The sequence below is a fragment of the Streptomyces sp. NPDC005141 genome (assembly GCF_053599975.1).
In genome coordinates, this window is record NZ_JBSFYW010000002.1 from 96580 (window position 1) to 119730 (window position 23151).

The 23151-nt window shown below is 68.6% G+C and carries 22 protein-coding genes and 4 pseudogenes; 10 read left to right on the plus strand and 16 right to left on the minus strand.

Translation table 11 applies throughout. The features are described 5' to 3' along the window. Nucleotide 1: 1 nt before the first annotated feature. Both ACWD68_RS01815 and ACWD68_RS01820 read left to right on the plus strand, forming a co-directional pair. A complete protein-coding gene (locus ACWD68_RS01815; protein WP_451804489.1) occupies nucleotides 2–1186 on the plus strand; it encodes a zinc-dependent alcohol dehydrogenase in 1185 nt (394 codons plus the stop codon). A gap of 35 nt (nucleotides 1187–1221) precedes the next feature. Continuing rightward, entirely contained in the window at nucleotides 1222–2118 is an 897-nt protein-coding gene (locus tag ACWD68_RS01820; protein ID WP_451804490.1) for an SDR family oxidoreductase, read from the plus strand. Nucleotides 2119–2230: 112 nt separating this feature from the next. Here ACWD68_RS01820 and ACWD68_RS01825 read toward each other — a convergent pair whose 3' ends face one another. Together ACWD68_RS01825 and ACWD68_RS01830 are read right to left on the minus strand one after the other, a co-directional pair. Beyond that, nucleotides 2231–3859 carry a phytoene desaturase family protein gene (locus ACWD68_RS01825; protein WP_451804491.1) on the minus strand — a complete coding sequence of 543 codons (1629 nt, stop codon included), beginning with the start codon at nucleotides 3857–3859 and terminating at the stop codon, nucleotides 2231–2233. Nucleotides 3860–3861: 2 nt separating this feature from the next. Continuing rightward, nucleotides 3862–4359, minus strand: coding sequence for an SRPBCC family protein (locus tag ACWD68_RS01830; protein WP_451804492.1), 498 nt, complete (start codon nucleotides 4357–4359; stop codon nucleotides 3862–3864). Between the two features lie 100 nt (nucleotides 4360–4459). Between ACWD68_RS01830 and ACWD68_RS01835 the strand changes: the two are divergent. The 3 genes and pseudogenes from ACWD68_RS01835 to ACWD68_RS01845 all read left to right on the plus strand — a co-directional run. Then, nucleotides 4460–4984 (plus strand): annotated as a pseudogene (locus ACWD68_RS01835) (ornithine decarboxylase); the annotation flags it as partial. A gap of 103 nt (nucleotides 4985–5087) precedes the next feature. Beyond that, entirely contained in the window at nucleotides 5088–5711 is a 624-nt protein-coding gene (locus tag ACWD68_RS01840; RefSeq protein ID WP_451804493.1) for a flavodoxin family protein, read from the plus strand. A 160-nt stretch (nucleotides 5712–5871) separates the two neighbouring features. Further along, on the plus strand, nucleotides 5872–6411 hold the full coding sequence (locus tag ACWD68_RS01845) for a GNAT family N-acetyltransferase (protein WP_451804494.1): 540 nt from the start codon (nucleotides 5872–5874) through the stop codon (nucleotides 6409–6411). 326 nt (nucleotides 6412–6737) lie between these two features. Here ACWD68_RS01845 and ACWD68_RS01850 read toward each other — a convergent pair whose 3' ends face one another. The 6 genes and pseudogenes from ACWD68_RS01850 to ACWD68_RS01875 all read right to left on the minus strand — a co-directional run bounded on the left by ACWD68_RS01850 (nucleotide 6738) and on the right by ACWD68_RS01875 (nucleotide 11302). Beyond that, nucleotides 6738–7622, minus strand: a complete 885-nt coding sequence (locus tag ACWD68_RS01850; protein WP_451804495.1) for an SDR family oxidoreductase — start codon at nucleotides 7620–7622, stop codon at nucleotides 6738–6740. Beyond that, nucleotides 7615–8697: an iron-containing redox enzyme family protein gene (locus tag ACWD68_RS01855; protein ID WP_451804496.1), complete on the minus strand. Its 1083-nt coding sequence runs from the start codon at nucleotides 8695–8697 to the stop codon at nucleotides 7615–7617. Before ACWD68_RS01855 ends, ACWD68_RS01850 begins: the two co-directional genes overlap by 8 nt. Further along, a complete protein-coding gene (locus tag ACWD68_RS01860; protein WP_451804497.1) occupies nucleotides 8697–8993 on the minus strand; it encodes a CDGSH iron-sulfur domain-containing protein in 297 nt (98 codons plus the stop codon). Before ACWD68_RS01860 ends, ACWD68_RS01855 begins: the two co-directional genes overlap by 1 nt. Next, nucleotides 8977–9657: a HemK2/MTQ2 family protein methyltransferase gene (locus ACWD68_RS01865; RefSeq protein WP_451804498.1), complete on the minus strand. Its 681-nt coding sequence runs from the start codon at nucleotides 9655–9657 to the stop codon at nucleotides 8977–8979. Before ACWD68_RS01865 ends, ACWD68_RS01860 begins: the two co-directional genes overlap by 17 nt. Nucleotides 9658–10180: 523 nt before the next feature. After that, a pseudogene (locus ACWD68_RS01870) lies at nucleotides 10181–10832 on the minus strand (endonuclease). Between the two features lie 14 nt (nucleotides 10833–10846). Further along, complete coding sequence (locus ACWD68_RS01875; RefSeq protein WP_451804499.1) at nucleotides 10847–11302, minus strand: hypothetical protein; 456 nt, start codon at nucleotides 11300–11302, stop codon at nucleotides 10847–10849. A gap of 315 nt (nucleotides 11303–11617) precedes the next feature. On the opposite strand from ACWD68_RS01875, the pseudogene ACWD68_RS01880 reads away from it, so the two are divergent. From ACWD68_RS01880 to ACWD68_RS01890, 3 genes and pseudogenes are all read left to right on the plus strand, one after another. Beyond that, nucleotides 11618–12183: pseudogene (locus ACWD68_RS01880) on the plus strand (2Fe-2S iron-sulfur cluster-binding protein). Then, a complete protein-coding gene (locus ACWD68_RS01885; RefSeq protein WP_451804500.1) occupies nucleotides 12180–13172 on the plus strand; it encodes an FAD binding domain-containing protein in 993 nt (330 codons plus the stop codon). Before ACWD68_RS01880 ends, ACWD68_RS01885 begins: the two are co-directional and overlap by 4 nt. A 47-nt stretch (nucleotides 13173–13219) precedes the next feature. Further along, complete coding sequence (locus tag ACWD68_RS01890; protein WP_451804501.1) at nucleotides 13220–13414, plus strand: hypothetical protein; 195 nt, start codon at nucleotides 13220–13222, stop codon at nucleotides 13412–13414. Between the two features lie 334 nt (nucleotides 13415–13748). Here the strand turns inward: ACWD68_RS01890 and ACWD68_RS01895 are convergent, their stop codons facing one another. Together ACWD68_RS01895 and tal are read right to left on the minus strand one after the other, a co-directional pair. Further along, a complete protein-coding gene (locus tag ACWD68_RS01895; RefSeq protein ID WP_451804502.1) occupies nucleotides 13749–14099 on the minus strand; it encodes a DUF6479 family protein in 351 nt (116 codons plus the stop codon). A 614-nt stretch (nucleotides 14100–14713) separates the two neighbouring features. Then, nucleotides 14714–15829 (minus strand): annotated as a pseudogene (gene tal, locus ACWD68_RS01900) (transaldolase); the annotation flags it as partial. A gap of 392 nt (nucleotides 15830–16221) precedes the next feature. Here tal and ACWD68_RS01905 point away from each other — a divergent pair. Beyond that, nucleotides 16222–16416, plus strand: a complete 195-nt coding sequence (locus ACWD68_RS01905; RefSeq protein ID WP_451804503.1) for a hypothetical protein — start codon at nucleotides 16222–16224, stop codon at nucleotides 16414–16416. Continuing rightward, a complete protein-coding gene (locus ACWD68_RS01910; protein ID WP_451804504.1) occupies nucleotides 16413–16682 on the plus strand; it encodes a DUF4190 domain-containing protein in 270 nt (89 codons plus the stop codon). The genes ACWD68_RS01905 and ACWD68_RS01910 overlap by 4 nt, the downstream gene beginning before the upstream one ends. A gap of 38 nt (nucleotides 16683–16720) precedes the next feature. On the opposite strand, the gene ACWD68_RS01915 is transcribed toward ACWD68_RS01910, so the two are convergent. From ACWD68_RS01915 to ACWD68_RS01940, 6 genes are all read right to left on the minus strand, one after another. Continuing rightward, a complete protein-coding gene (locus ACWD68_RS01915; protein ID WP_451804505.1) occupies nucleotides 16721–16999 on the minus strand; it encodes a hypothetical protein in 279 nt (92 codons plus the stop codon). 260 nt (nucleotides 17000–17259) lie between these two features. After that, a complete protein-coding gene (locus ACWD68_RS01920; protein WP_451804506.1) occupies nucleotides 17260–18597 on the minus strand; it encodes a ferredoxin reductase family protein in 1338 nt (445 codons plus the stop codon). Between the two features lie 249 nt (nucleotides 18598–18846). After that, nucleotides 18847–20043 (minus strand): ABC transporter ATP-binding protein, encoded by a 1197-nt coding sequence (locus ACWD68_RS01925; RefSeq protein ID WP_451804507.1) that lies wholly within the window; start codon nucleotides 20041–20043, stop codon nucleotides 18847–18849. Between the two features lie 38 nt (nucleotides 20044–20081). Further along, entirely contained in the window at nucleotides 20082–20915 is an 834-nt protein-coding gene (locus ACWD68_RS01930; protein WP_451804508.1) for a carbohydrate ABC transporter permease, read from the minus strand. Then, nucleotides 20915–21856 carry a carbohydrate ABC transporter permease gene (locus ACWD68_RS01935; RefSeq protein WP_451804509.1) on the minus strand — a complete coding sequence of 314 codons (942 nt, stop codon included), beginning with the start codon at nucleotides 21854–21856 and terminating at the stop codon, nucleotides 20915–20917. Before ACWD68_RS01935 ends, ACWD68_RS01930 begins: the two co-directional genes overlap by 1 nt. Continuing rightward, nucleotides 21853–23124 carry an ABC transporter substrate-binding protein gene (locus ACWD68_RS01940; protein ID WP_451804510.1) on the minus strand — a complete coding sequence of 424 codons (1272 nt, stop codon included), beginning with the start codon at nucleotides 23122–23124 and terminating at the stop codon, nucleotides 21853–21855. The genes ACWD68_RS01935 and ACWD68_RS01940 overlap by 4 nt, the downstream gene beginning before the upstream one ends. Nucleotides 23125–23151 lie beyond the last annotated feature (27 nt).

A 23151-nucleotide genomic window follows, 5' to 3' on the forward strand; every position in this document is an offset into this window, starting at 1 on the left:
CATGAAGGCGTTGGCGTGGCACGGGAAGCGGGACGTTCGGATCGACACGGTCCCCGACCCCGTCATCCAGGAGCCGACCGATGTGATCATCAAGGTGACGACAACGGGGCTGTGCGGATCCGACCTCCACCTGTACGAAGTTCTGGGCCCCTTCCTCGACGCGGGGGACATTCTGGGTCACGAACCGATGGGGATCGTCCAGGAGACCGGCCCCGAGGTCACGAACCTCCGGCCGGGCGACCGGGTCGTCATCCCGTTCAACGTCTCCTGCGGGACGTGCTTCATGTGCCGCCAGGGCCTGCAGTCCCAGTGCGAGACCACACAGGTCCGCGAGTACGGGAGCGGTGCGTCCCTCTTCGGCTACACCAAGCTCTACGGACAGGTACCTGGCGGGCAGGCCGAGTACCTTCGCGTACCTTTCGGTAACACGCTCCCCATCGCCGTTCCCCCGGGCCCCCCGGACGAACGGTTCGTTTACCTGTCCGACGTACTGCCGACCGCGTGGCAGGCGGTCGAATACGCCGCGGTGCCCCCGGGCGGGACCGTCGCCGTGCTCGGCCTGGGCCCGATCGGCGACATGTCCACCCGTATCGCCGCCCATCGTGGCGCCGCGCAGGTCATCGGCATCGATCTGGTGCCGGAAAGGCTGGAGCGGGCCAAGGCGCGCGGAGTACACGTTCTGAACCTGGAGGAGCACGGAGACGGGATCGTGGAGGCCGTTCGCAACCTCACCGACGGCCGCGGCCCCGATTCCGTCATCGACGCCGTCGGTATGGAGGCCCACGGCGCCCCGGCGGCCAAAGCCGCCCAGCAGATGACCACGCTCCTGCCGAACGCCCTGGCCGCCAAGCTGATGCAACGCGTCGGGGTGGACCGCCTGACCGCCCTGCATCTGGCCATCGAGCTCGTCCGGCGGGGTGGCACGGTCTCGCTCTCCGGGGTCTACGGGGGTATGACCGACCCCTTGCCCCTGTTGACCATGTTCGACAAACAGATTCAGCTGCGCATGGGGCAGGCCAACGTCTGGCGTTGGGTGGACGACATCCTTCCTCTGCTCACCGACACCGACCCGCTCGGCGTAGAGACGTTCGCCACCCACCGCCTGCCACTGGACCAGGCCCCGGACGCCTACGCGACCTTCCAGAAGAAGCAGGACGGCGCGGTGAAGATCCTCTTCACTCCTTGACCAGTCCCTCTGCCACACCACCTGGAGAGTCCGCTGTGAGCAAACAGGAGCGCCCCTTGGAGGGCCGGGTCGCGGTCGTGACGGGCGCCGCACGCGGTCTGGGTGCGGCCATGGCGCGGCATCTGGCTCAACGCGGTGCCGACCTGGCACTTCTCGGCCTCGAAGAGAAGGAGCTGGCCCGGGTCGCGGCTTCCCTCCCCACGACGGCAAAGCACTGGCATGTCGACATCACCGACGAGGCCGCGATGCAGCGGGTCGCCGCTGAGGTGGGCCACTCCATGGGCACGCCTTCGGTACTGCTGGCCAACGCCGGTATCGCCGAGGGCGGTCCTTTCGCGACCTCCGATCCAGGATCGTGGCGGCGTGTGATCGAGGTCAATCTGATCGGCAGCGCGATCACCCTGCGCTCCTTCCTGCCGTCTCTGACCGCGACACGCGGCTACTACCTGCAGATCGCTTCACTCGCGTCCATGGGAGCCGCTCCCATGATGAGCGCGTACTGCGCTTCCAAGGCCGGCGTCGAGTCCTTCGCGCACGCGATGCGCGCCGAACTGTCCCCCCAGGGTGTGGCCGTGGGCATCGCCTACCTGAACTGGATGGACACCGACATGATCCGCGACGCGGATCAGCATGCCGTGCTGCGCGAACTGCGCTCGAGCATGCCCGGACCCGCCAGGAAGGTGTATCCCGTGGACCTGGTCGCCGCTCGGCTCGCGACCGCCGTGGAGCGACGTTCCTCCTCGGTCTACGTGCCCGGCTGGCTCCCGGCGGTACAGGTGGTGCGCGCGGCGCTGCCGGGCGTGGTCACTCGATTCGCACGCCGGTCGCTCACCCGCACCTCGTTCACCCCGACCGGCCCGCTCGGCGCAGGCGGCCGTGCCGCCGCACGAAGCGGCCCCACCGATCGCGCCCCGAACCCGACGGACGGCTGAGCCGCGAAGCGGACGGACGGTTGATCCGCGAAGCGGGGGTACGACGGGCTGATGTCCGAACGGGCTTATGACCGAAACGGCTGGGCAGCTGACCCGCGCGGCCCGCTGTCCGTCACAGGCGGGGCTGATCGATGCGGAGCCGGCCCGAGAGCCGCCGCTGCGCGGAGGTGAGGACGCGGGCACGGCCGACGCTGCCCCGGAGCGCCGCACGGGCCGCGTTGGCACCGCACGCGCCATGCACTCCCCCGCCGGGATGCGCGGACGCCGACGCAAGGTAGAGCCCCCGCACGGGTGTTTCGGGCCGGCCGGTGCCTGGCACCGGCCGAAAGACCAACTGCTGATGAAGACTGGCCGTTCCGCCGTTGATCGCACCGTTGTGCAGATTGGCGTCCAGGGACTGCAGGAGCGGAGGCGCCAGGATTCTGCGGGCCCGGATCAGCGAACGGAAGCCCGGCGCGTAGCGCTCCACGAGTCCTTCGACGCGGTCGGCCATGGCTTCTCTTTCCCGCTCGTCCCAGGCCCCGGTGATGCGGTCCGGACCCGTGTCGCCCTCGATGGTCTGCGGGACATGGGTGTAGGCCCAGGCCGACTCGGTTCCCTGCGGGGAGCGCGTGGCATCCGCGGTCGTCATCTGCCCGAGCAGGGTGAAAGGTCGGTCGGGTACCTGGCCGACGGCGAGCTGTGCCGCGAAGCGGGTTAGTTCGCCGACGCCGTCGGACAGGTGCACGGTTCCCGCGCCCGCGGCGGCGGGGGCGTTCCAGGGAATCCGCCCGCTCAACGCCCAGTCGATCTTGAAGGTGGCGAAGTCCCACTGGAAACGGCGCATGCTGTCGAGGAGTGAGCGTGGCAGGTGTTGCTCGTGCACCAGACCTCCGTACAGATCGGGGGCGGAGACGTCCGCCAGCACACCGTGGCGCACGGGGATCCCCTCCCCCGTCTCCGTGCGTACTCCGACGGCGCGGCCCTCTCGTACGACGACCTCCCGGACGGGCTGGCCGCAGCGTACGACGCCGCCGCGGCCTTCGAGTCGGCGTACGAGCGCATCCGACAGCGCTGCCGCGCCGCCGACGGGGACGGGAAAGCCGTAGTGCTGGCCGAGCATGCACAGCAACCACCCGAAGCCGCCGCTGCCGGCGGCTTCCGGGGCCAGGTCTGCGTGCAACGCGTTCCCGGCGAGCAGAAGGCGGCCGGCGTCGCCCCGGAACTCCTCCTCGCCGAGCCGTCGCGCCGGCAGAACCAGAGACCGCGCCAGAGACAGTCCCACTCCTCCACGCAGCCGCAGCATGAGGCGGGCAATGGCCTTGAGCGGGGGAAACGGCGTGAAGAGGCCGTCCAGCAGGTCGCGGCTGATCCGTTCCCATATGGCGCACATACCCGACCACGCGGCTCCGTCCCCCGGGCCGAAAGCGTCCAGCCCTTCCGACGTCCGTTCCTTGGACTGTTCGAGGACGGCACAGCGGCCGTCGAGGAGAGGATGGGCGAGCACGGACGGGGCATGAGCCCAGCGAAGCCCCTCGGCCCGGAGATCGAGACTGCGGATGACGGGTGATGCCGCGGCCAGTGGATAGAAGGCGCTGAACAGGTCGTTCACATAGTCGGGGTGCACACCGCGGTCACTGCGGACAGCGCCTCCCGGCTCGCTCTGGGCCTCGAGGACCTCGACGCTCCAGCCCGCGTCGGCCAGGAGATTCGCTGCCACGAGGCCGTTGGGGCCCGCTCCGACAACCACGGCGTCCAGCATGCTCAGCTCCTCACGTCCGGCGGTCGCGTCGTCTTCGGCGGGTGTGCATCCACGGAGACGGACTGCCGGGGCGTGCGCTCGACGAGTTCCGCGAGGCGCGCGAGCATGCTGCGGTGCCGCAGCTGGATGAGAACGTCGAGGGGCGCGATGTGCAAGGTTCCCCCGAGCCCCCGCAGCGGATGCTCATCCATGATCACCAGAGAGTGACTGCCCCAGGACCTGACCTCGATGGCGATGCGCGCCGTGCCCAGACGACCGCTGTCCGCTTCGAGTTCCAGCCAGCGCCGTCGCTCGAAGCGCCTCACTGTGGTGCGCCCTTCGTACGACCAGCGGCCGAGGCTCACCGAGTATTCGAGCGCGGCGCCTACGTGTGGCCATCGATGGTCGAGGCGGCGGGAGGCAGAGGTGCCCACCACCCACTCGCCGTAGAGCTGGGGGTCTTCCAGTACGGCCCATACCGCTTCGGGCGGACGCTCGATCACTCGGTGTCGGATCGCCACGGCAAACCCCTCGCAAAGCGACAAATCTACGGATGCCATCCCAGTACCCCACCTTCGCGACACCATGCGAAGGACGCCGGTGACAGCGGGAAGCGCACGCATGGGTCTGGACCACAGTGCGGCGCCCGTGCTCGACGCGCTCGCCCGCTATCACGAGACAGACGAGCTCGGCTTCACACCGCCCGGACACAAGCAGGCTCGCGGTGCGAACCCGGCGGCCCAGGATCTTCTTGGAGACGCGGTCTTCTTCGGTGACGTGCCGGCCACCGGAGGCCTCGACGATCGCCTCACTCGCAGCCGCGTTCGGTGCGAGCCGAAGAACTGACCATCCTGGCCGGCGTGCGCCCCGTCTGGGTCGAACCGCAGTGGGACACCGAACGGCACCTCGCTCATCCTCCGTCCACAGCCGCCCTTCGCCGAGGCGTTCGCCAGGCATCCCGATGCCGACGGCGCGCTCGTGACCACAGCCCCAGGCCCTACGGGGCGGCGGCCGATCTTCGTGGCATCGAGGTCTGCCACAAAATCGGCAGACCGCTCACCGTGGACGAGGCCTGGGGAGCCGCATCTCCCCTTCCACGAGGGCCTGCCTTCATGGGCCATGGACGCGGGAGTCGACGTCTGCGTCCCGATACAGCGTCGCGCGACCGATGGGCCCATGAGACCGAGCAGCAGGGATGAACAGCGCGGCGTGCGACATCAAAGCCAGGTGCACGGGTACCCCGGCACCCATGAACACCACCGAAAACACCCCACTGCTCGCTGTCGCGCTCGCCTGCACTCTCTCCCCCTCCCCCGCTCCGTCCAGCTCTCAGCTATTGGCCGAGCAGACGATGGCCGCTCTCGCCGAGCACGGCGTGACGGGCAAGACCGTCCGGATCGCCGACCACGACGTGAAGTCCGGTGTCAAGGCCGACATGGGGGACGGAGACGCCTGGCCCGGTATCCGCGACACGATCCTGGCCGCCGACATCCTGGTCCTGTCGACGCCCATCTGGCTCGGTCACCCGTCCAGCATCGCGCAGCGGGTGATGGAGCGCCTCAACGCGGACATCTCCGAGACCGACGACGAGGGCCGCATGCTCACGTACGGCAAGGTGGCGGCGGTGTGCGTCGTCGGCAACGAGGACGGCGCTCACAAGGTCAGCGCCGACCTCTTCCAGGGCCTCAACGACGTCGGCTTCCCGCTCGCCCCCAGCGCCGTCACGTACTGGGTCGGTGAGGCCATGCAGGGAACCGACTACCAGGACCTGGACAAGACCCCCGAGAAGACAGCCGCCACCACGGCGACTCTCGCCGCCAACACGGCCCACCTCGCCCGGCAGTTGAAGGCCGCCTCGTATCCGGCGAGCTGACCTGTCCACCGGAGGGACCACGTGCGCGGCTCGGCCGATGGTGTCCCGCCGGGTGGTGCAGGCCGTTGGGATCTGCACAGCGAGCCTGGCATGGGCGAAGCACCTGAGGGCTCGACATAACCGATCGACACCCTGATCTTGATCGGGTTGGCTGGATGGCATGCCAGAGCTGCGAACCGATCGTCTTGTGCTCCGCCGGTGGCGGGAGTCCGACCTCGAACCGTGGGCGGCCATGAACGCGGATCCCGAAGTCCGAGAACACCTGGGAGAACTGCTGACACGGGAGCAAAGCGATGCCGCGGTGGCCCTCATGCAGGCCGAGTTCGACGAGCGAGGTTTCGGGTGGTGGGCGCTCGAAGCACGAGAGACCGGTGAGTTCATCGGCCGTGCCGGACTGGACGAGGTCGGGGAGGACATGCCGTTCGCGGGGGTGGACATCGGGTGGCGGTTGACGCGTTCGGCATGGGGTCACGGTTACGCCACCGAAGCCGCCCTGGCCTGCCTGGCTTTCGGCTTCGAGGCCCTCGGGCTGCCGGAAGTGGTGGCGTCGACGACCGTCCACAACCTTCGTTCCCAGGCAGTGATGCGCCGGATCGGCATGACCCGAGACCCCGCCGACGACTTCGAGGATCCGAGCGTGCCCGAAGGACGGCTTCGCCAGTGTGTCCTGTACCGGACCCCCGCAGAGCGGACCCGGTGATCTTCTCGAGGATCGCTGTGCGACGTGCGACGCGCGACTTCGTTCACAGATGTTTTGACCAGACCCAGCCCGGTAGTCCAGAAAGTGGCGGGTCACTGGCCAATCGCTCCCGGGAGGGTTCGGCAGTGAGCTCGCCACCGGCCGCCCGATCGCAGACATCCTCGGGCGGTCGGCCGCGTTTGCTCCCGTAATCGCCATATCCGGCGTCCGCGCGTCGGCCACCGACAGACGGCGCCGCGGCCGCAGCAACCACACCACCGTTGCCGCGACCCTCCGGGCCATGACCTGCCAGAACCGTCGCGGCCGAACGCGCCGACGGCCGGAGGTCAAGGCAGCGGTGTGCCGCCAGTGGCATTCATGACTTCCGCTGTGATGAAGCCGGCGCCCTGGGAGGCGAGAAAGACGTAAGCAGCTGCCATCTCGGCGGGCTGGGCCGGCCGTCCCAGCGGCGTCTGCTTCCCGAACTCCGTGGTGTCGGGCATGGTCGCCGGAATCAGCGGTGTCCATACGGGTCCGGGTGCCACCGCGTTGACGCGGATGCCGTCGGAGGCGACCATCTGGGCCAGCCCCTGGGTGAAGGTCACGATCGCGCCCTTGGTCATCGCGTAGTCGAGGAGATGAGGACTCGGTTTGTACGCCTGCACCGAGGTCGTGTTGATGATCGATCCCCCTGCGGGGATGTGCGGCAGAGCCAGTTTGCACAGCCAGAACATGCCATAGAGATTGGTGCGCACCACTCGATCGAACTGCGCGGTCGAAATGGCCGCAATACCATCGGGCTGCGACATCTGGTAGGCGGCGTTGTTGACCAGGATGTCTATACGGCCGAACTCGCTCACCGCGCGTTCGACCAATCCGCGGCACTGTTCCTCGTCCCGGATGTCGCAGGGCACCGCGAGGGCCCTGCGACCGGCGTCCTCGACGAGGCGAACGGTCTCCTCGGCCTCCTCGCCCTCCGGGGGCAGGTAAGTGAACAGAACGTCCGCGCCCTCGCGGGCGTATGCGAGCGCGACGGCCCGCCCGATGCCCGAGTCGCCACCCGTCAGAACGGCCTTCCGGTCCTTGAGAAGGCCGCTGCCCCGGTAGGACTTCTCCCCGTGGTCCGGCGGCGGATCCATCGGCCCGGTCCACCCCGGGTGCTGCTGCTCCTGCTGAGGGAAGTCAGGCTGCGGATACTTCTCGACGGGGTCCTGCTGTGCTGCGTCACTCATGCCGACTGCCTTTCCGGACGGTTGAGGAAGGCCCGAGCTCACGGGCTGGAATGCGTTCACCCCGTGACTGAAAAGGGATGCGAAGGGCGCTGCTTCCGTCCCGCCAGGCAGCGAGGAGCACGGCTGCGAGCCGGTCCTCCAGAAAGGTGGTGGCCTGGACGCCGAAGACGATGTCCGGCTCCAGGGCGGGCTCGCTCTCCAGCAGACCGCCCACCACGTCATGTCGTACGACCTGTTCGTGGACCGCGTCCGCCTCGACGTGCTCGTCGTAGAACCGGATGGCGGCCGGTCCGGCACCGATACGGCGCAGCGCCTTCGCCAGTCGGCGCGAGCCCGGGGAGGACGTGACCTCGACGGCGGCGAAGTGTCCGACGAGTGCGCCCCGCAACGCCCGGTGCAGCCCGAACAGGGACATCAGGTTCACGGTGGCGAGTGCCGCGGCCGGGGTGGCGTCGACGTAGTGACCGTACGCCGTCTCCAGGCCGAGGTCGTCCATGAGGTCGGCGAAGAGCCTGGCATGGATCTCCTCAGGGCGCCCCGCACCGAATTCGTCGTACTCGACCGCCACCATCGCCGCCTTGGCGCGGCCGTGCAGCCGGGGGATGACCCAGGCGTGCGGGTCCGCTTCTTTGAGGTGGTAGAGCGAGCGCAGGGCCGCGTACTCCGCCATCTGAGGCGGTTCGCCCTCGCGTTGCAGGTAATGCGTGACGCTGGTTCCGTCGTGGCCGACCGGCTCGATCTGCAGATCGTCGAGCGCCTCCGTCACCGGGACGGAGTCGGGGACGTCGGCACGCAGGGCGGTGAGAAAGTTCTGTTCGAGAGCGCGACGCAGTGCCAGGAGGTCTGGGTCCCATTCGCGCTCTTCTTCCACCTCGGCGAACCCTTGGTAGTGCAGTTCGTACAGCATGTACAGAGCGAGCTGCAGGTCGTCGCCGTAGGGGTCCGCTCCGGCGGCCTCTACCGGTCCCGGCGTCGGCTGCCCGTGCCCGAGAGCCGAGACGACCCCGGCGGACAGCGCCCCACGTGGGGTGGGCAGAGGGGGGCTGGCCAGCCGGGCCTCTTGTCGTACGGACATCACTCGGCTCCCTTCGGCCCGGCTGCCTGGTCGGCCCCGTCGCCGCCCTCGGATCGGCAGCCCGCTGACGACCTGGCGGGCCCAGTCGACTCTCCGTCCGGCTTCACGCGGCGGCGATGACTGGTGTCGCACCAGGGATAGGTGCGACTGCGTCGGCAGGTGCAGATGGCGACGGTGAACCGGCGTGAGACAGTCACGCTGCCGTCCTCCCCGATCACCTCGACCGGCCCCTCCACGAGCAGCGGCCCGTCGGGGTCGACCCGGACACGGCACGCTCGTTCAGGCGTGTTCGGCACGGATGACCACCAGCTCTTCCTCGGCCTCGTCGCCGAGCAGTCCTGTCCGACGCAGCCACGGCAGACGCGACCGCAGCACCGGTCCGAACGGCACCCTGGCCCTGTCCGTGACCCGCGCGGTCATGCCCGCGCGAGCGAGCCGGCCCAAGGTGACGTCCACACCGCAGAGTCCGGAGTGGACGACGAGCAGTACTCCCCTGGGCCGCAGCACCGCTGGGGCGGCGGCACAGATGCGGTCCAGCAGAATCCGGCCGTCGCGTCCCGCGTCCCAGGCCCGAGCAGCGCCTTTACGCGGGGGGCGGGCGTCGGGTGAGGGCACGTAGGGCGGATTGCTGATCACCAGGTCGAACGACTGGCCCGCCACCGCGGCCGTGAGGTCACCGTGACGAACGGTGACGCGCCGGTGGGCGATCAGCGCGTTGAGGCGTGTGGCCAACACGGCCCGTCGGGAGATGTCTACAGCGGTCACCCGAGCGCCCCGTCTCGCCGCCTCCAGCGCCAGAGCGCCACTGCCCGTTCCCAGCTCCAGCACCTGGCTGCCGGAGTTCATGTCCTCACGGCTCATGGCCTGCGCCAGGAGGCGCGTGTCGTGCTGGGGCCTGTACACCCCGGGGGGTGCCAGCAGGAGAGGTGGAACCAAGGGCGTGAGCGTCTGGGTGGTCACTGCGTGCCTCCGATACCGGATACGGCGCGGGCGACCCGGGTCTTCCGCGCATGGACCCACGCCGGATCGGCTGGGAATTGATCAGGCGGACGCGTCATGCGCCCCCTTCAGCGGTGGTCTGCGGTCTGCGGTGCAAACCCCGAGTCGAGTCCTGTTTCTCCCGGCACTCGGGTCTCATGACCGTCATCGCACTGAGTGCCCCTCTGATGGTGATCCACACTTCGGCACTTCGGCGGTGCGTGCCCACAGGGCAGACGTACCGGAGGCGCCGGAGCCGACGTGCCGACTGCCCCTCGTCCTCGCCTTCCGCGCCCCCTCCCCGCTCGGGATCCGAAGGCGCGAGGACGGAGACGGCTCACTCGTCCGCTACGCGCGGCCAGGCGGCACCAGAGAAGCCCGCGCCCCAAGGGTCCCGAACCGGACCGACGCCGCGTCGGTCTCCATACTCTCGGCGGACGGCACGACTGGTTCCCCTGTCCTCGTCGGCCACGCAGGTGATGTCACATGAGGTCCCGGAGGGGGGTCAGGACGCCTCGGCGGCGGCGAGCACCTCGTCGGCGAGCGCCTTGTCGAGGGCCGCGTGGAGCAGTCCGTCCGCCAGCCGCGTCATCTCGCGATCCACGACAAGGCCGCGCAGCTTCTCCGGCGAGACCGGCAGTCCGAGCCGTCGGGCACCATCCAGGGCCTTGCGGTCGACGTACGGCGCGAACTCCGGCCACACGCCTTGTACGTCGCGTTGTACGTCGCGCAGGAAGATATCGGCCCCCGTGGGCCGGATCCCGGGAGTCCAGAAAGGCCTTCTTCGGGTCGGGTTCCTCGCGCAGTCGGCGCAGATCTCTGCCGTACCGTGACAGCAGCAGCCCGGATCCCTCGCCGAGCATGGTCGAGGTGCGCTCGTCGTAGCGTCGGTAGCCGCCTACCTCAAGGGCCACGCGCTGCTGCCAAGACGCGTCGGCCATCGAGCACGGGTTGCGCATACCGGCGTCGAACAGCACCCTGGCCGCTGCCACCGCGATATCGGCCCTGATGCGGGCGCTCAGGAACACGGCGAGCACGAGCGTCTGACAGAGCGGCACCGGGGTGTTGCGCAGCCGGATGCCGGCCTGCGCCGTATAGGTCCCTCGTTGGCTCGGGGCGGCTTCGACCGGCGGCCGGCGGGCCGGTGCTCGTAGCAGGCGCCCGGTTGCCTTCAGGTCGTAGGGGCCGCGCCTGGCGAGGCGGTGTGGTCCGGATGCCCAACCGTACGGCGCTTCTCCTTCAGCTCTGCCTCGAATAGATGATCGACGCCGTGGGCCAGCTGCCCCCGGATCTCGGCTTCGACGCTTCTGAACGGCTCGTAGTAGGTGGCGTTGTAGGCCTCGATGATCTGGAACGTCCAGTGCCCAGGAATGACGTTGCGCCCAAGGATCTCCCGCTCGACGCGGTCGGCGTACGCGGCGTGGCCGGCCTCGCGAAGCAGTCTCACCGCCCGGTCCAGTTCGAAGTCGGCACCGCCCGTCAGCTGATGAAAGTCATACAGGTGACCGCGAGCCCGTTCCGTCGTCTCCAACGCCTTCGACAACGCGCCCAGGGCTTCCACGGTCATGTCGGAGACGCCATCGGGACGCTGATGCGCTTCACCGAGGCCGTCGTAGTGATCGTTCATGAGTTCATGGGTGTCCTGATCAGCGAGATACGCACCTGCCTGCGTCCGATCGAGCGAAGGCGACTGCGGGGGCACGGTCCTGCCGAAGGCCGGGCCGAACCCGCGGCGGCCCCTTCCCGACGTTCCGGGCCCGGGACGTCAATCCTGGAAATCGGGACCCCGGATGCGGACTTGCCCCCTGCACCCGTCAAGGTGGGTACGGGTGCTGGCAGGCGCGTTCGTCGGCATGGAGCAACTCCATGGCCAGGCGGCGAAGGGCCCTGTCGAACGACGTCCCTCTCACACAGAGCGTCCCTCACGCAGACGAGGCCCGACATGAATTCCCGCTCGGCACTTGGCACCTCCGTCTCACCCCACCGCCACCATTCCGAAGTCACTCTGCGGGTGAACCGCAGTCCGCACACGCTCGTCGTCGATCACCGTTCGGTGCTCCTGGACGTGCTGCGCGAGCGTCTCGATCTCATCGGCGCGAAGAAGGTCTGTGACCACGGCCAGTGCGGAGCCTGCACGGTCCTGGTCGACGGTCGTCGCGCCAACAGCTGTCTGTTGCTCGCCGTCGCGCTGGACGGATGCCAGGTCACCACGGTCGAGGGACTCTCCGGCGACGACGCGGGCGACGATCCGCATCCGCTTCAGCGCGCCTTCCTGGACCGTGACGCGTTGCAGTGCGGCTACTGCACTCCGGGGCAGATCTGCAGTGCTCTGGGGTGCTCGACGAGGCCGAAGCGGGCCATCCCTCCCATGTCACCGAGCCCGCCGTCCCCTCCGGGAAGCCCGTCCAGCTGAGCCGGGAGGAGATCCGCGAGCGGATGAGCGGCAACCTCTGCCGGTGCGGCGCGTATCGGCGCATCGTCGAGGCCATTGAGGACGTGATCCCGTGAGGCCCGTCGGCTATGTACGTGCGGACAGTGTCGAGGAGGCCCTCACGGCGTACACCGCGTATCCGGGCGCACGCTATCTGGCCGGCGGCACCAATCTCGTGGACCTGATGAAGCTGGGCGTGGAACAGCCCACCACCCTCGTCGACATCAGCAGGCTCCATCTGGACACGGTCGAGGAGAGGCCCGACGGTGCTCTGCGGATCGGGGCCACTGTCCGCAACAGTGATCTCGCGGCTCATCCCCTGGTCCGCGACCGCTACCCGGTGCTCTCACAAGCACTCCTGGCGGGCGCCTCCGGGCAGTTGCGCACTATGGCCACCACGGGCGGCAACCTGCTCCAGCGCACCCGTTGCCCCTATTTCCAGGACACCGGGAAGCCGTGCAACAAACGCGAGCCGGGCAGCGGTTGCGGTGCCCGGGACGGCGTCCATCGCGAACACGCGGTCCTCGGGCACTCCCCCGAGTGCATCGCCATCCATCCCTCCGACATGGCCGTCGCGCCGGCCGCCCTCGACGCACACGTCGAGTTGTACGGGCCCGAGGGTGCGCGCACGCTGTCGGCCACGGCATTCCACCGGCTGCCCGCCGATCGTCCGGAACGAGACACCGAGATCCGCCCCGGCGAACGCATCACCGCGGTGGTCCTTCCCGCCGACAGAGCCGGGGTGCCGTCCCTTTACCGCAAGGCCCGCGATCGTGCCTCGTACGCGTTCGCCCTCGCTTCCGTCGCGGTGGTGCTCCGGGTGGAGGGTGGCGTTGTGCAGGACGCCGGGATCGCCTTCGGTGCTCTGGCACACCGTCCCTGGCGTGCCCGACGTACCGAGGAGGCACTGATCGGCGCCGCCCCCACGGCCGCCGTTTTCGAGCGTGCCCTGGATCTCGAACTCGAAGCTGCCCGGCCCCTGCGCGACAACGCCTACAAGGTGCGCCTGGCCCGCAGTCTCGCCCTGGACGTCCTGAGACGACTCGCGCCGACCAGCCGCGCCTGAAACGGACTTCGGACGGATTCCAGCCCCGTCACCACCAGGAGGACTTCATGGCCGACACCGACACCGCACTCGGCGCAGCCGTGGAGCGCCGGGAGGGCCCGGACAAGGTGGCGGGCCGGGCCCGGTACGCCGCCGAACACACCGCCACCGGCCGGGCGTACGGCCGGCCCGTGCCCGCCACCATCGCCCGCGGCTCGGTCCGCTCGATCGACACACCGCTGCGCTGGGACTCCCCGGGGTGATCGACGTCCTCACCCCCGAGAACGCTCCGCGACTCACCGAGCTCAGCGGTGATGTCCCCCGCCTGCTGCGGCTGTCCCCCCTCGCACGGGGGCGCCGCCGAGCTGCTCGGCGGCGCTCGCAATGACGTCTCCGCGTGTGCTCCGGACCATTCGGAAGGCGACCGGACCAGAGGTCGCCCAGTGGACTCCTACCGCACCAAGGTCCTGCCTGGCCCGGCTCGACCTCGAAGGCTGAGCAAGCACCCTGCCGACCTGCCTCGGCCGCGGACCCGTCTCTCACTCTCAGGGGCTCGCGGCCGAAGCAGGTCGGCACCAGTCAGGCCCTGCCAGGGCCTCAGCTGCCGAAGGAACCACCGGAGTCGGAGTCCCAGCGCGGACGCTCCTGCTGGGCGCTGCGTTTGCTGCCGGAACCGCCGAGCTGGTGGGGTGTGAGGCGTTCGCTCTCGTCCCCGGCGCGGGGTACCTCCCTCGGTTCCCTGATCTCCCTGGATTCGTGCGCGGGCCCGGATTCGGGAAGCGTGGGCTGCTCATGGGGGGTGGGCGGACTCGGCTCGCGACGGCGCGTCTTGATGCCGAGCCGTACGGCCCACACCAGGGCTGCCACGATGACAAGACCGCCCAGGAAGGCGCCGAACGCGCCGAACGCGGCGTTCGACACGGCGATGTCCCAGTATTTGTCGTTCATGTCGGCCGAGTACCCCCGCGGGTGAAGTGCAGACTCCGGATTGCCCGTTTCCGTGTGGATCGCTGCCGCGAGGACTCCGCAGGGCGTTGGAACACGGACCCGACCGCAGCGCGGCGCAGCCCTTCCAATACGGCCGACTGACGGTCGGCGCGCTCCAGAAGTTCGTCCAAATGCTCGATGAAAAGTCGCCGGTCGGACTCGGCCAGGACTCGCAGAGTGCGCCAGCAGGCCGCCTTGCCCCGCACACCGAGAAGCATGGACTCCAGCTCCACGACGTCACTGAGCGGGGAGCGGGAGAAGAAATGGCCGTTGGGCTTGACGCGGCCCGCCTTCTCGGCCAGCCATCCGAGGGCCACGTTCGCGTGATCGGTGGGCACGCCGAGGTCGGTCATGATCTGCGTCAGCGAGTCACGGTCCCGCTCCACCTGCTGAGCCATGTCGGCCATGACGGTGTCGTGCTCCCGGTCCCCCTGGGTCTGCGCCGCCCGACGGAAGAGTTCCGCGCCCGCGGTCGCGCCGGACAGGTGGTCGTTGAGGTAGATCGCCAGAAGGTGGGCGCTGTTCGGGGCCTTCTGCGAGGACGCCTGGGCGGATGCCGGATCGCCGGCGTCGGTGGAATGCATTTCGCGGTCCACAGAGGCACCCAGTTCGGTCCAGCTGTCCTCGAACTTGGCGAGTCCTTCGCGTTCCAGGGTGTCGGTGACGTCCGCGAAGTCCACACCGACTCGTTCCAGCGCCTCGAAGTGGGCTGCCGCAGCGGCGTGGTCAGCGGCGACCGACGAGTGGCCGCGGACCGTGCCATGGTCCGCGACCGCCGTCAAAGTGGTGCCTGGCATGGTGTTCACCGTGCCCGCGATGACGAGCTCGTCGACGTACATCGTGTCGGGGTACGCCGAGTTCTTCACCCCCGTGGATGCCCACAGAGGCCGCTGCGTGCGGGCTCCGGCCGCAGCGAGAGTCCGCCAGCGAGGTCCGGCGGTCGCCTCCTCGAAAGCCTGGTGGGCGAGCCGGGCATTGGCGATCGCGGACTTGCCCTTGAGAGCCTGCGCCTCCGGGGTCCCCAGGGCATCGAGACGGCGGTCGACCTCGGTGTCGACGCGGGAGACGAAGAACGAGGCGACGGAGTGGATGCCCGTCAGGTCATGGCCGGCGACTCGGGCCTGCTCCAGTCCGGTCATGTACGCGTCCATCACCGCGCGATAGCGGTTCAGGGAGAAGATCAGGGTGACGTTGACGCTGACGCCCTGGGCGACGGCGGCGGTGACCGCCGTCAGTCCTTCACGGGTGGCCGGGATCTTGACGAGCAGGTTCGGCTGGTCGACGCTCTCCCACAACTTGCGTGCCTGGCGGGAAGTGGCGTCGGCGTCCCGCGCCAGCCGGGGATCGACCTCGATCGAGACGCGCCCGTCGGTCCCACCGGTCTGCCGGTACACCGTGCCGAACGTCCGGCAGGCGGCCCGTACATCGTCGGTGGTCAGGGCGAAGACAGCGTCGTCCACGCTCACACCCTCAGCTGCCAGCCGGCGCAGCTGCTCGTTGTACCGGTCGCCCTTGGCCAGCGCCGAAGCGAAGATCGTGGGGTTCGTCGTCACCCCCACGACATGCTTGTCCGCGATCAACTGCTCCAGTTCACCTCCGGCCAGCAGCTCGCGGGACAGGTCGTCCAGCCAGATCGAGACACCAGCGGCGGACAGCTCGGCGAGTGGATCGGACGCGGCGGAAACGGACATGCGAGACCTCCAGAAGTCGGCGGAGCCGGGCACCCGCCCCCGGAATGCCCCAGAGCGCGCGACAGGCGGCGATGCCCGTGAGCGCCAAGGGCGACCGGCGATTCTTCGCCGGCCATCGCGGGCGAAGGGTCCCGAGAAGCTGTGGGCCCAACCCCTCCTCCGACGAGTCGCCCCTACGCCGTCACTCACACCTCGATCTGCTCCTTCATCGGCGGACGCCCCCACCCACCGGCAGACGCCGCCCCTCACCGGCTGGAGCCGCCGTGCTGGGCCGAGTAGTTCAGGCCGATGCCGTTGCTGACGGAGCGGCACGGGTTCCTGGGTGGCGGCCCGGGCACCCGGGGCTCCGCGATCATTCGTCCGCGATGCCTCGCAGACCCGAAAGGAGACACATGCTCTTCCTCGTCGCCGCTTTCCTTCTCCTCGGAGTGGTGGTGGGTGCCGCGGCGCATCTGCCGCTCGCCATCACGCTGACTGCTTCCGTGGCCATCGGCTGCTGGTTGCTCGTTTACGGTCTGCGGAGGCATCGTGCGGGGAACGGCACGGTGCGAAAGCAGGCTTCCTACCGCAGCGGGGAGGCCCGGTGAGCCGATCGATGCCCGAGACGACACCGGCACCGTCCCGCCGCGACCCCTACACCTTGGCCGCCGCATCCTTCATTCTCGGCCTGGTCGGTCTGCTGGTCTTCAATCTCTTTCTGGGGCCGACCGCCATCGCGCTCGGGCTTGTCGCGCTTCATCGCGGTACGACCCATCGCAACCGGGCCTACCTCGGGATGCTGCTCGGTGCGGCAGACCTGGTCGTACTGGCTCTCGTGACCGCGGCCGACAACACCGTCACCTGGCATGTCTGAGCGCGTGTGCGGTCAGTACGCGGACCGGCCCACGGCCGTCAGGGGGTGTCCCCGGACCAGTCCCACAGCTTCGCGTTGCCGGGACGCGGGTCGTAGACGGCACGTGCTCCGGAGCCGAACCGGCCCAGCTCCGTCTCGAGGGCCACACCTGTGCTCCTCCCGTCCGAGGTCCAGCCTGTGATGTCGAGCAGCAAACCGTCCAACGGCCCACCCACGAGCTCGGCATAGTCCCGCCCCCGCTGCGGGCCCTGGCGGGGGTCGTCGTGGTCCGCTCCGTAGACCCGGCCGCGCAGCAGTTGTTCATCGTCCTTGTCCATGGCGTCCACCATCCCAGCCGTCACTGACAATGCGAGTTCTCCTGTCCATGCAGTTGGGCGGAGCCGCCGTGCACGAGGCGACGGCGATGTGGGACGTACGGACGGCCGTACGGAGCGAGCGCGAGGTCTAGCCGATCGAGCTCCGGGTGCCGGCTTCCGGCCCGGCTCGCACCGCCAGGTACGTCTCTCGTAGCCAGGCCGGGCCGGCGTCCCGGTTCTTCACGTACCGCCCGCTCCGTCTCCACGCCGCGGATCAGACCTCAGGCCAGGCCGAACTTCTCGGCATGCACCTGCCTGCGGGGGACCTTCAGACTCCGCAGGCCGCTCAGTACGGCCGAGGTCATGGCGGGCGGGCCGCAGACGTACACGTCGCGTTCGGCGATGTCGGGGACGAGCGCGAGGAGATTCTCGGCTCTCAACGGCGACTCCCCCTGTCCCGTCCGGCCGGTGAGCAGGTGCAGCCGCCCACCGCGGGCGGCGGTGAGTGCGCGCACCTCGTCACCCAGTACGGCGTCTCCCTCGGTGCGGGCCCGGTAGAGCACGACGACATCGCCGGCGGTTTCCTCCTCCAGCAGGGCCCGAACGGGCGTGATCCCCACCCCGCCTGCGATCAGCAGTACCCCGGGCCGCGTGCGATGCAGGGAGGTGAACGCGCCGTACGGTCCCTCGAGGTACGCGCGCGTCCCGACCGGGAGATGCCGCAGGCCGGAGCTCGCGCTGCCGACCGCCTTGGCCGTCAGACGCAGTCCGCGGCCGTTCGGTGCCGCCGACAGCGAGAAGGGATTCGCCGACCACCAGTGGTTGTGCCCGGGGAAGCGCCAGATGAAGAACTGGCCGGCCCGAGCGGGCAGCCTGTCGAGGTTGCGGCCGGTCACGTGCACCGACACCACGTTGTCCGACTCCGGCATCACGGCCTCCACCCGGAACCGGTGGTAGGCGTTGCGCCACACCGGCACCGCAATCCGCCCGGCGAGGAGGGCGCCGAAGGCGAACAGCCACAACGCCCACCAGTAGACCCTTGCGAACGTGGAGGAGGTGAAGGTCGTCGTCTCCCTCAACTGGTGGACGAACGCCAGCCCCAGGGCCACGTACAGCATCAAGTGCAGTCCGTGCCAGATCTCGTAGGGAAGCCTCCGTCGAAGTGGACGGGTGGAGACTGCGCCGATCACCACGATGACGCCCGCTGCCAGCATGCCCAGAAGGGAGGCAGGCACCCCGGCGAGCGCCAGGAACGTCTTCGCCATCGACGCGTCGTCGAGCGTCGCGAATCCGAGCACCACCAACACGGCGTGGGTGAGGACGGTCCACAGCAGCGTGAAACCGACCCACCGGTGCCACACCGTCAGTCGGTCCATGCCGATGCGGCGGTCCAGCCACGGCAGTCGGGCCACCAACAACAGTTGGAACAGCAGGATCAAGGCGGCGTGCAGCCCGAAGAACTTGGCGGTGGTGAGCACCCCGTTCTTCCCGGCACCGGCGCTGAAGAACAAGACCTCGACTATCACCACGTTGACGACGACGAACGTCCACAGCGCCCATCGCGCCGCATCTACCGGAAGCACGGCGCTTCTCGGCACCTGATAACCAGCGGCCACCATCGTTTCCCCCATTACCCCGTCATCGCTGCGCGGCCGCGTTCACGACCGGCGCCCACGATGTCACCAAGACCGAGGATTCCACCCTGTTGCGGACCCCCTCGGTGGGATACGGAAAACGACCCCGTCTCGGTTCACGCGGAACCTCGACAATCTGGACGACCATCCGGATGCCGGCCCCTGCGACCGCGTTCGAGGGCCGTCCGGCCACGTAGACCGACGGGTTGCGTTGAGACATGCCGCTTCGAGGGGTCAGTCGGCAGGCTCGTCGGAGAGTGTCAGATTGGCCCCGGAGGCCGGGTCGAAGACGTGCATCTTGACGGTGTCCACCCACAGTTCGGCCCGGCTGCCCTCGCGCACCCGCGTGGAGGCGTTGAGACGGGTGACGATCTGGTGCCCGCCCGCGCCGGTGTCGGTCATCCCCGAGTCGGCCGCGAGCTCGGCGAGTTCGGAGGTGGCGGTGGGCTGCCACTCGTCCTCGGTGAAGTAGGCGTAGACGTCGGATCCCAGGGATTCGATCACGTCGATGTCCACGCTGAAGGTGGTACCCGATCCGACTCTGCCCTGGTCCACCAGGGCGACGTCCTCGAAGGCCTCCGGGCGCAGCCCCACGATCAGATCCCGGGGGGCGTCGTGCCGCTCCAGGCTGCGGCGCAGCCGGTCGCTGAGGTCGAGATCGCCCACCGAAGTACGCAGACGGCCTTCCTCCACGGTGGCGTGCAGGAAGTTCATCGCGGGCGAACCGATGAACCCGGCGACGAAGAGGTTCTTCGGCTGTTCGTAGAGGCGCTGCGGGGTCCCGATCTGCTGCACCACTCCGCCGCGCATCACCACCACCCGGTCGCCCAGGGTCATGGCTTCGGTCTGGTCGTGGGTGACGTAGACCGTGGTGCTGCCCAGACGTTGCTGGAGGCGGGAGATCTGGGTGCGCATCTGGACGCGGAGCTTCGCGTCCAGATTGGAGAGCGGCTCGTCCATCAAGAACGCCTTGGGGTCGCGCACGATGGCCCGCCCCATCGCCACCCGTTGGCGCTGACCGCCCGAGAGGTTGGCGGGCTTGCGGTCCAGATGTTCCGTCAGGTCGAGGATTCGGGCAGCCTCTTCGACCTTCTCGCGGATGGTCGCCTTGTCCACTTTGGCCAGCCGGAGCGCGAAGCCCATGTTGTCGCGCACACTCATGTGCGGGTAGAGGGCGTAGCTCTGGAAGACCATGGCGATGTCGCGGTCCTTGGGGGTCTTGTCGTTGACGACCTGTCCGTCGATCAGGAGGGTGCCCTCGGTGATGTCCTCCAGCCCAGCGATCATGTTGAGGGTGGTGGACTTACCGCAGCCGGAGGGGCCGACGAGGATGACGAACTCCCCGTCCCCGACCCTGAGGTTGACGTCCTTCACCGCCACCGCACCATCGGGGTAGCGCTTGGTGATGCCTTCGAGAACGATCTCTGCCACGGTCGGTCCTTCTTGTCCTGACGAACGGCTGCCGCCGGTCAGCCCTTGACGGCTCCGGAGGTGAGCCCGGCCACGATGCGCCGCTGGAAGAGCAGCACGAAGACGATGATGGGGATGGTGATCACCACGGCGGCGGCGGCGATCGAACCGGTGGGCTGGGCGAACTGACTGCTCCCGGTGAAGAAGGCGATGGCCGCCGGCACGGTCCGGGCCGCCGAGGTCGAGGTCAGCGAGATCGCGAAGAGAAAGTCGTTCCAGCAGAAGATGAACACCAGGATCGCCGTCGTGAACACTCCCGGCGCCGCGAGCGGAGCGATCACCAGCCGGAACGCCTGAGCCGGGGTGGCACCGTCCACCTTGGCCGCCTTCTCCAGATCCCAGGGGATTTCCCGGAAGAAGGCCGACAGGGTGTAGATGGCGAGCGGCAGAGAGAAGGTCATGTACGGGATGATCAAACCGGTCCAGGTGTCGAAAATGCCGATGATCCGCTCGATGTTGAACAACGGCGAGACCAACGAGATCGGCGGGAACATGGCGATCAGCAGCGACATGCCGATCAGCAGGCTCTTGCCGGGAAAACGGAGCCGGGCGACGGCGTAGGCCGCCATGGTGCCCAGCATCACCGCGATCACCGTGGAGATCAGGGCGATGCCGATGGAATTGATCAGGGCGCGGGTGAACTCGGAGGTCTGGAAGATCCCGTGGTAGTTCTCCCACGTCCACTTGGTCGGGATGAAGCTGCCGTCGGTGAGGGTGCTGGGGTCCTTGAAGGACAGAGCGATGATCCACCAGACCGGGAACAGCGCGTAGGCGATGACCAGGATGTTGACCACGGCCCACCCCGACATCCGTCGTCGTGTGGTGGCGGACATCAGTGTCCCCCTTCCTGAGAGCCGGGGGCGGCCGCTCCGAAGAGTTTGATGAAGGCGAAGGCGATCAACGCCACGCACAGGAAGATGAGTACGGAGATGGCCGAGCCGATGCCGAGGTTGAGCGCGGTGAAGAGGTTGTCGTAGCCCAGGATGGACACCGAGCCGGTGTTGTGTGCGCCGGCCGTGAGGATGTAGATGTTGTCGAAGATCCGGAAGGCGTCCAGGGTCCGGAAGAGCAGGGCGACCAGGATGGCCGGCTTCATCAGGGGGACGGTCACCAGGAAGAAGCGCTGCCAGGCTCCGGCGCCGTCCACCTGGGCCGCGCGCAGCGTCTCCTCCGGCACCAGGGCGAGGCCGGCGAGCAGCAGCAGGGCCATGAAGGGGGTGGTCTTCCACACCTCGGCCAGGATGATCAGGCCGATGGCCGGCCACTGTTCGGTGAGGGGAGCGTCACCGGAGGGCAGGAGATCGGCCAGGTAGCCGGTTTCCGGGGTCCAGGCGTACTGCCAGGAGTAGGCGGCGACCACGGTGACGATGCCGTACGGGATCAGGATGGCCGTACGGACCGTTCCGCGGCCGAAGATGGTGCGGTGCATCACCAGCGCCAGGGCGAATCCGAGGACGAGTTCCACGACCACGGAGACCGCGGTGATGAACACCGTCACCCACAAAGCCTGCCACCAGAACTCGGAGGACAGTACGGCGCCGTAGTTGCTCAGGCCGACGAACCGCGCTTGCTGTGGAAAACGCAGGTCATATCGCTGGAGTGAGAGATAGACCGCGTAGAGGATGGGGTAGGCGGTGACGGCGAGCATGACGATCACGGCGGGTGCGCACAACAGCCAGCCCAACCGGCGCTCCTGCCGGGCCCCTTCGGACAGAACGGGGCCGTCTTTGGGCGCCGGCGCGTCCTGAGGGGCGGTCGGAACCGACTGGGTCACGGGATCAGCCCCTTCGAGTCGAGGGCGTCCTTGATCTGGCCACTGATCTTCTGCACGTCCGGTCTCGGTTCGATCCCGTTCGGCGGCGACAGGGTGTGCGAGATCGCGATGGACACGTTCTGGTAGGCGGGGGTCTTGGGCCGGATGCTGGCGTTCTCCAGGGCCGCCAGAACGGTGGAGGCGAAGGGGTAGTTCTTGACCAATGAGGGGTCCGAGTAGAGCGAGCGGAGCGTGGGCGGGAGCCCGCCCTTGAGCGCCGCGGTCAACTGGTTCTGCCGGTTCCGCAGGCACAGCGCCGCCTCGAAGGCGAACTCGGAGTGACGGGAGTAGGCGCCGATGGCCAGGTCGATGCCGCCGATGGTGGGCCTGGCCGGCCGGCCCTCTCCGACCCCCGGGTAGGGCGCCCATCGGAACTGCTTGAAGAGCTTGGGGTTGTTGGCCTTCATCGAGGGATACACGAAGGGGTAGTTGATCTCGAAGGCCGCGGTGCCGGACTCCATGGCCAGCCGGTTCTGGTCCTCCATCTGATTGGACAGGGACGGGTCGGCCGCGGCCGAGTTGGCCAGAGCCTTCATGATCGAGGCCGCGCGCACGGCGGGTGGGCCCAGCTTGGGAGCCGTGGCGGTGGCGTTCAGGATGGAGCCGCCGGCGCTCTCCACCAGCGTGTTGAACCAGACCGTGAGTCCTTCGTACTGTGCGCCCTGGATCTCCACGTAGTGCGGCTTGCCCCGCTTCGCCAGAACCTCGGCCATCTGGATCATCTCGGCCCAGGTTTTGGGCGGCGTGGGGACCAGGTCCTTGCGGTACCAGAGCAGTTGGGTGTTCGTGTTGTACGGGACGGCGTACAACCGGCCCTTCCACGTGGCCGTCCGCAGCGGGACCTCCAGGGTGTCCCGGGTGGCCGCGGCGCGGTTGTCCCCGGTCCACGGCAGGATCCATTTGGCTTCCGCGAACTCGGCGGGCCAGGTGACGTCCAGCCCGATGATGTCGACCGTGTCGTCCTCGGCGGCGAGCCGGCGCACCAGTTGCTGGCGCTGCCCGTCGGCGGTACGGGGCAGCTTGTTGTAGCTGATCCGGTAGCGCCCACCGGACTGCTTGGAACAGGCACTGGCCGCACTGGCCAACGCACCCGAATCATCGGGGAAGTTGTACCAGTTGAGCGTCACCGGCCCGCCACTTCCGGTATCGCAGCCCGCCAGCAGAGCTGCCGACAGGCACAGAGCGAGCGGAACCCGCAGGAGGCCACGGATGCCGGACGAAAACGCCACCCTCACACTCCTTCCGGACCAGTACGA

What these genes read in the sequence shown, in the direction of transcription:
- ACWD68_RS01855 (WP_451804496.1), bottom strand. Translation starts at nt 8,697, where the DNA reads ATGTCCGTACGACAAGAGGCCCGGCTGGCCAGCCCCCCTCTGCCCACC.
- ACWD68_RS01920 (WP_451804506.1), bottom strand. Translation starts at nt 18,597, where the DNA reads ATGGTGGCCGCTGGTTATCAGGTGCCGAGAAGCGCCGTGCTTCCGGTA.
- ACWD68_RS01840 (WP_451804493.1), top strand. Translation starts at nt 5,088, where the DNA reads ATGAACACCACCGAAAACACCCCACTGCTCGCTGTCGCGCTCGCCTGC.
- ACWD68_RS01845 (WP_451804494.1), top strand. Translation starts at nt 5,872, where the DNA reads ATGCCAGAGCTGCGAACCGATCGTCTTGTGCTCCGCCGGTGGCGGGAG.
- ACWD68_RS01825 (WP_451804491.1), bottom strand. Translation starts at nt 3,859, where the DNA reads ATGCTGGACGCCGTGGTTGTCGGAGCGGGCCCCAACGGCCTCGTGGCA.
- ACWD68_RS01895 (WP_451804502.1), bottom strand. Translation starts at nt 14,099, where the DNA reads ATGAACGACAAATACTGGGACATCGCCGTGTCGAACGCCGCGTTCGGC.
- ACWD68_RS01905 (WP_451804503.1), top strand. Translation starts at nt 16,222, where the DNA reads ATGCTCTTCCTCGTCGCCGCTTTCCTTCTCCTCGGAGTGGTGGTGGGT.
- ACWD68_RS01875 (WP_451804499.1), bottom strand. Translation starts at nt 11,302, where the DNA reads ATGAACGATCACTACGACGGCCTCGGTGAAGCGCATCAGCGTCCCGAT.
- ACWD68_RS01890 (WP_451804501.1), top strand. Translation starts at nt 13,220, where the DNA reads ATGGCCGACACCGACACCGCACTCGGCGCAGCCGTGGAGCGCCGGGAG.
- ACWD68_RS01815 (WP_451804489.1), top strand. Translation starts at nt 2, where the DNA reads ATGAAGGCGTTGGCGTGGCACGGGAAGCGGGACGTTCGGATCGACACG.
- ACWD68_RS01930 (WP_451804508.1), bottom strand. Translation starts at nt 20,915, where the DNA reads ATGTCCGCCACCACACGACGACGGATGTCGGGGTGGGCCGTGGTCAAC.
- ACWD68_RS01850 (WP_451804495.1), bottom strand. Translation starts at nt 7,622, where the DNA reads ATGAGTGACGCAGCACAGCAGGACCCCGTCGAGAAGTATCCGCAGCCT.
- ACWD68_RS01915 (WP_451804505.1), bottom strand. Translation starts at nt 16,999, where the DNA reads ATGGACAAGGACGATGAACAACTGCTGCGCGGCCGGGTCTACGGAGCG.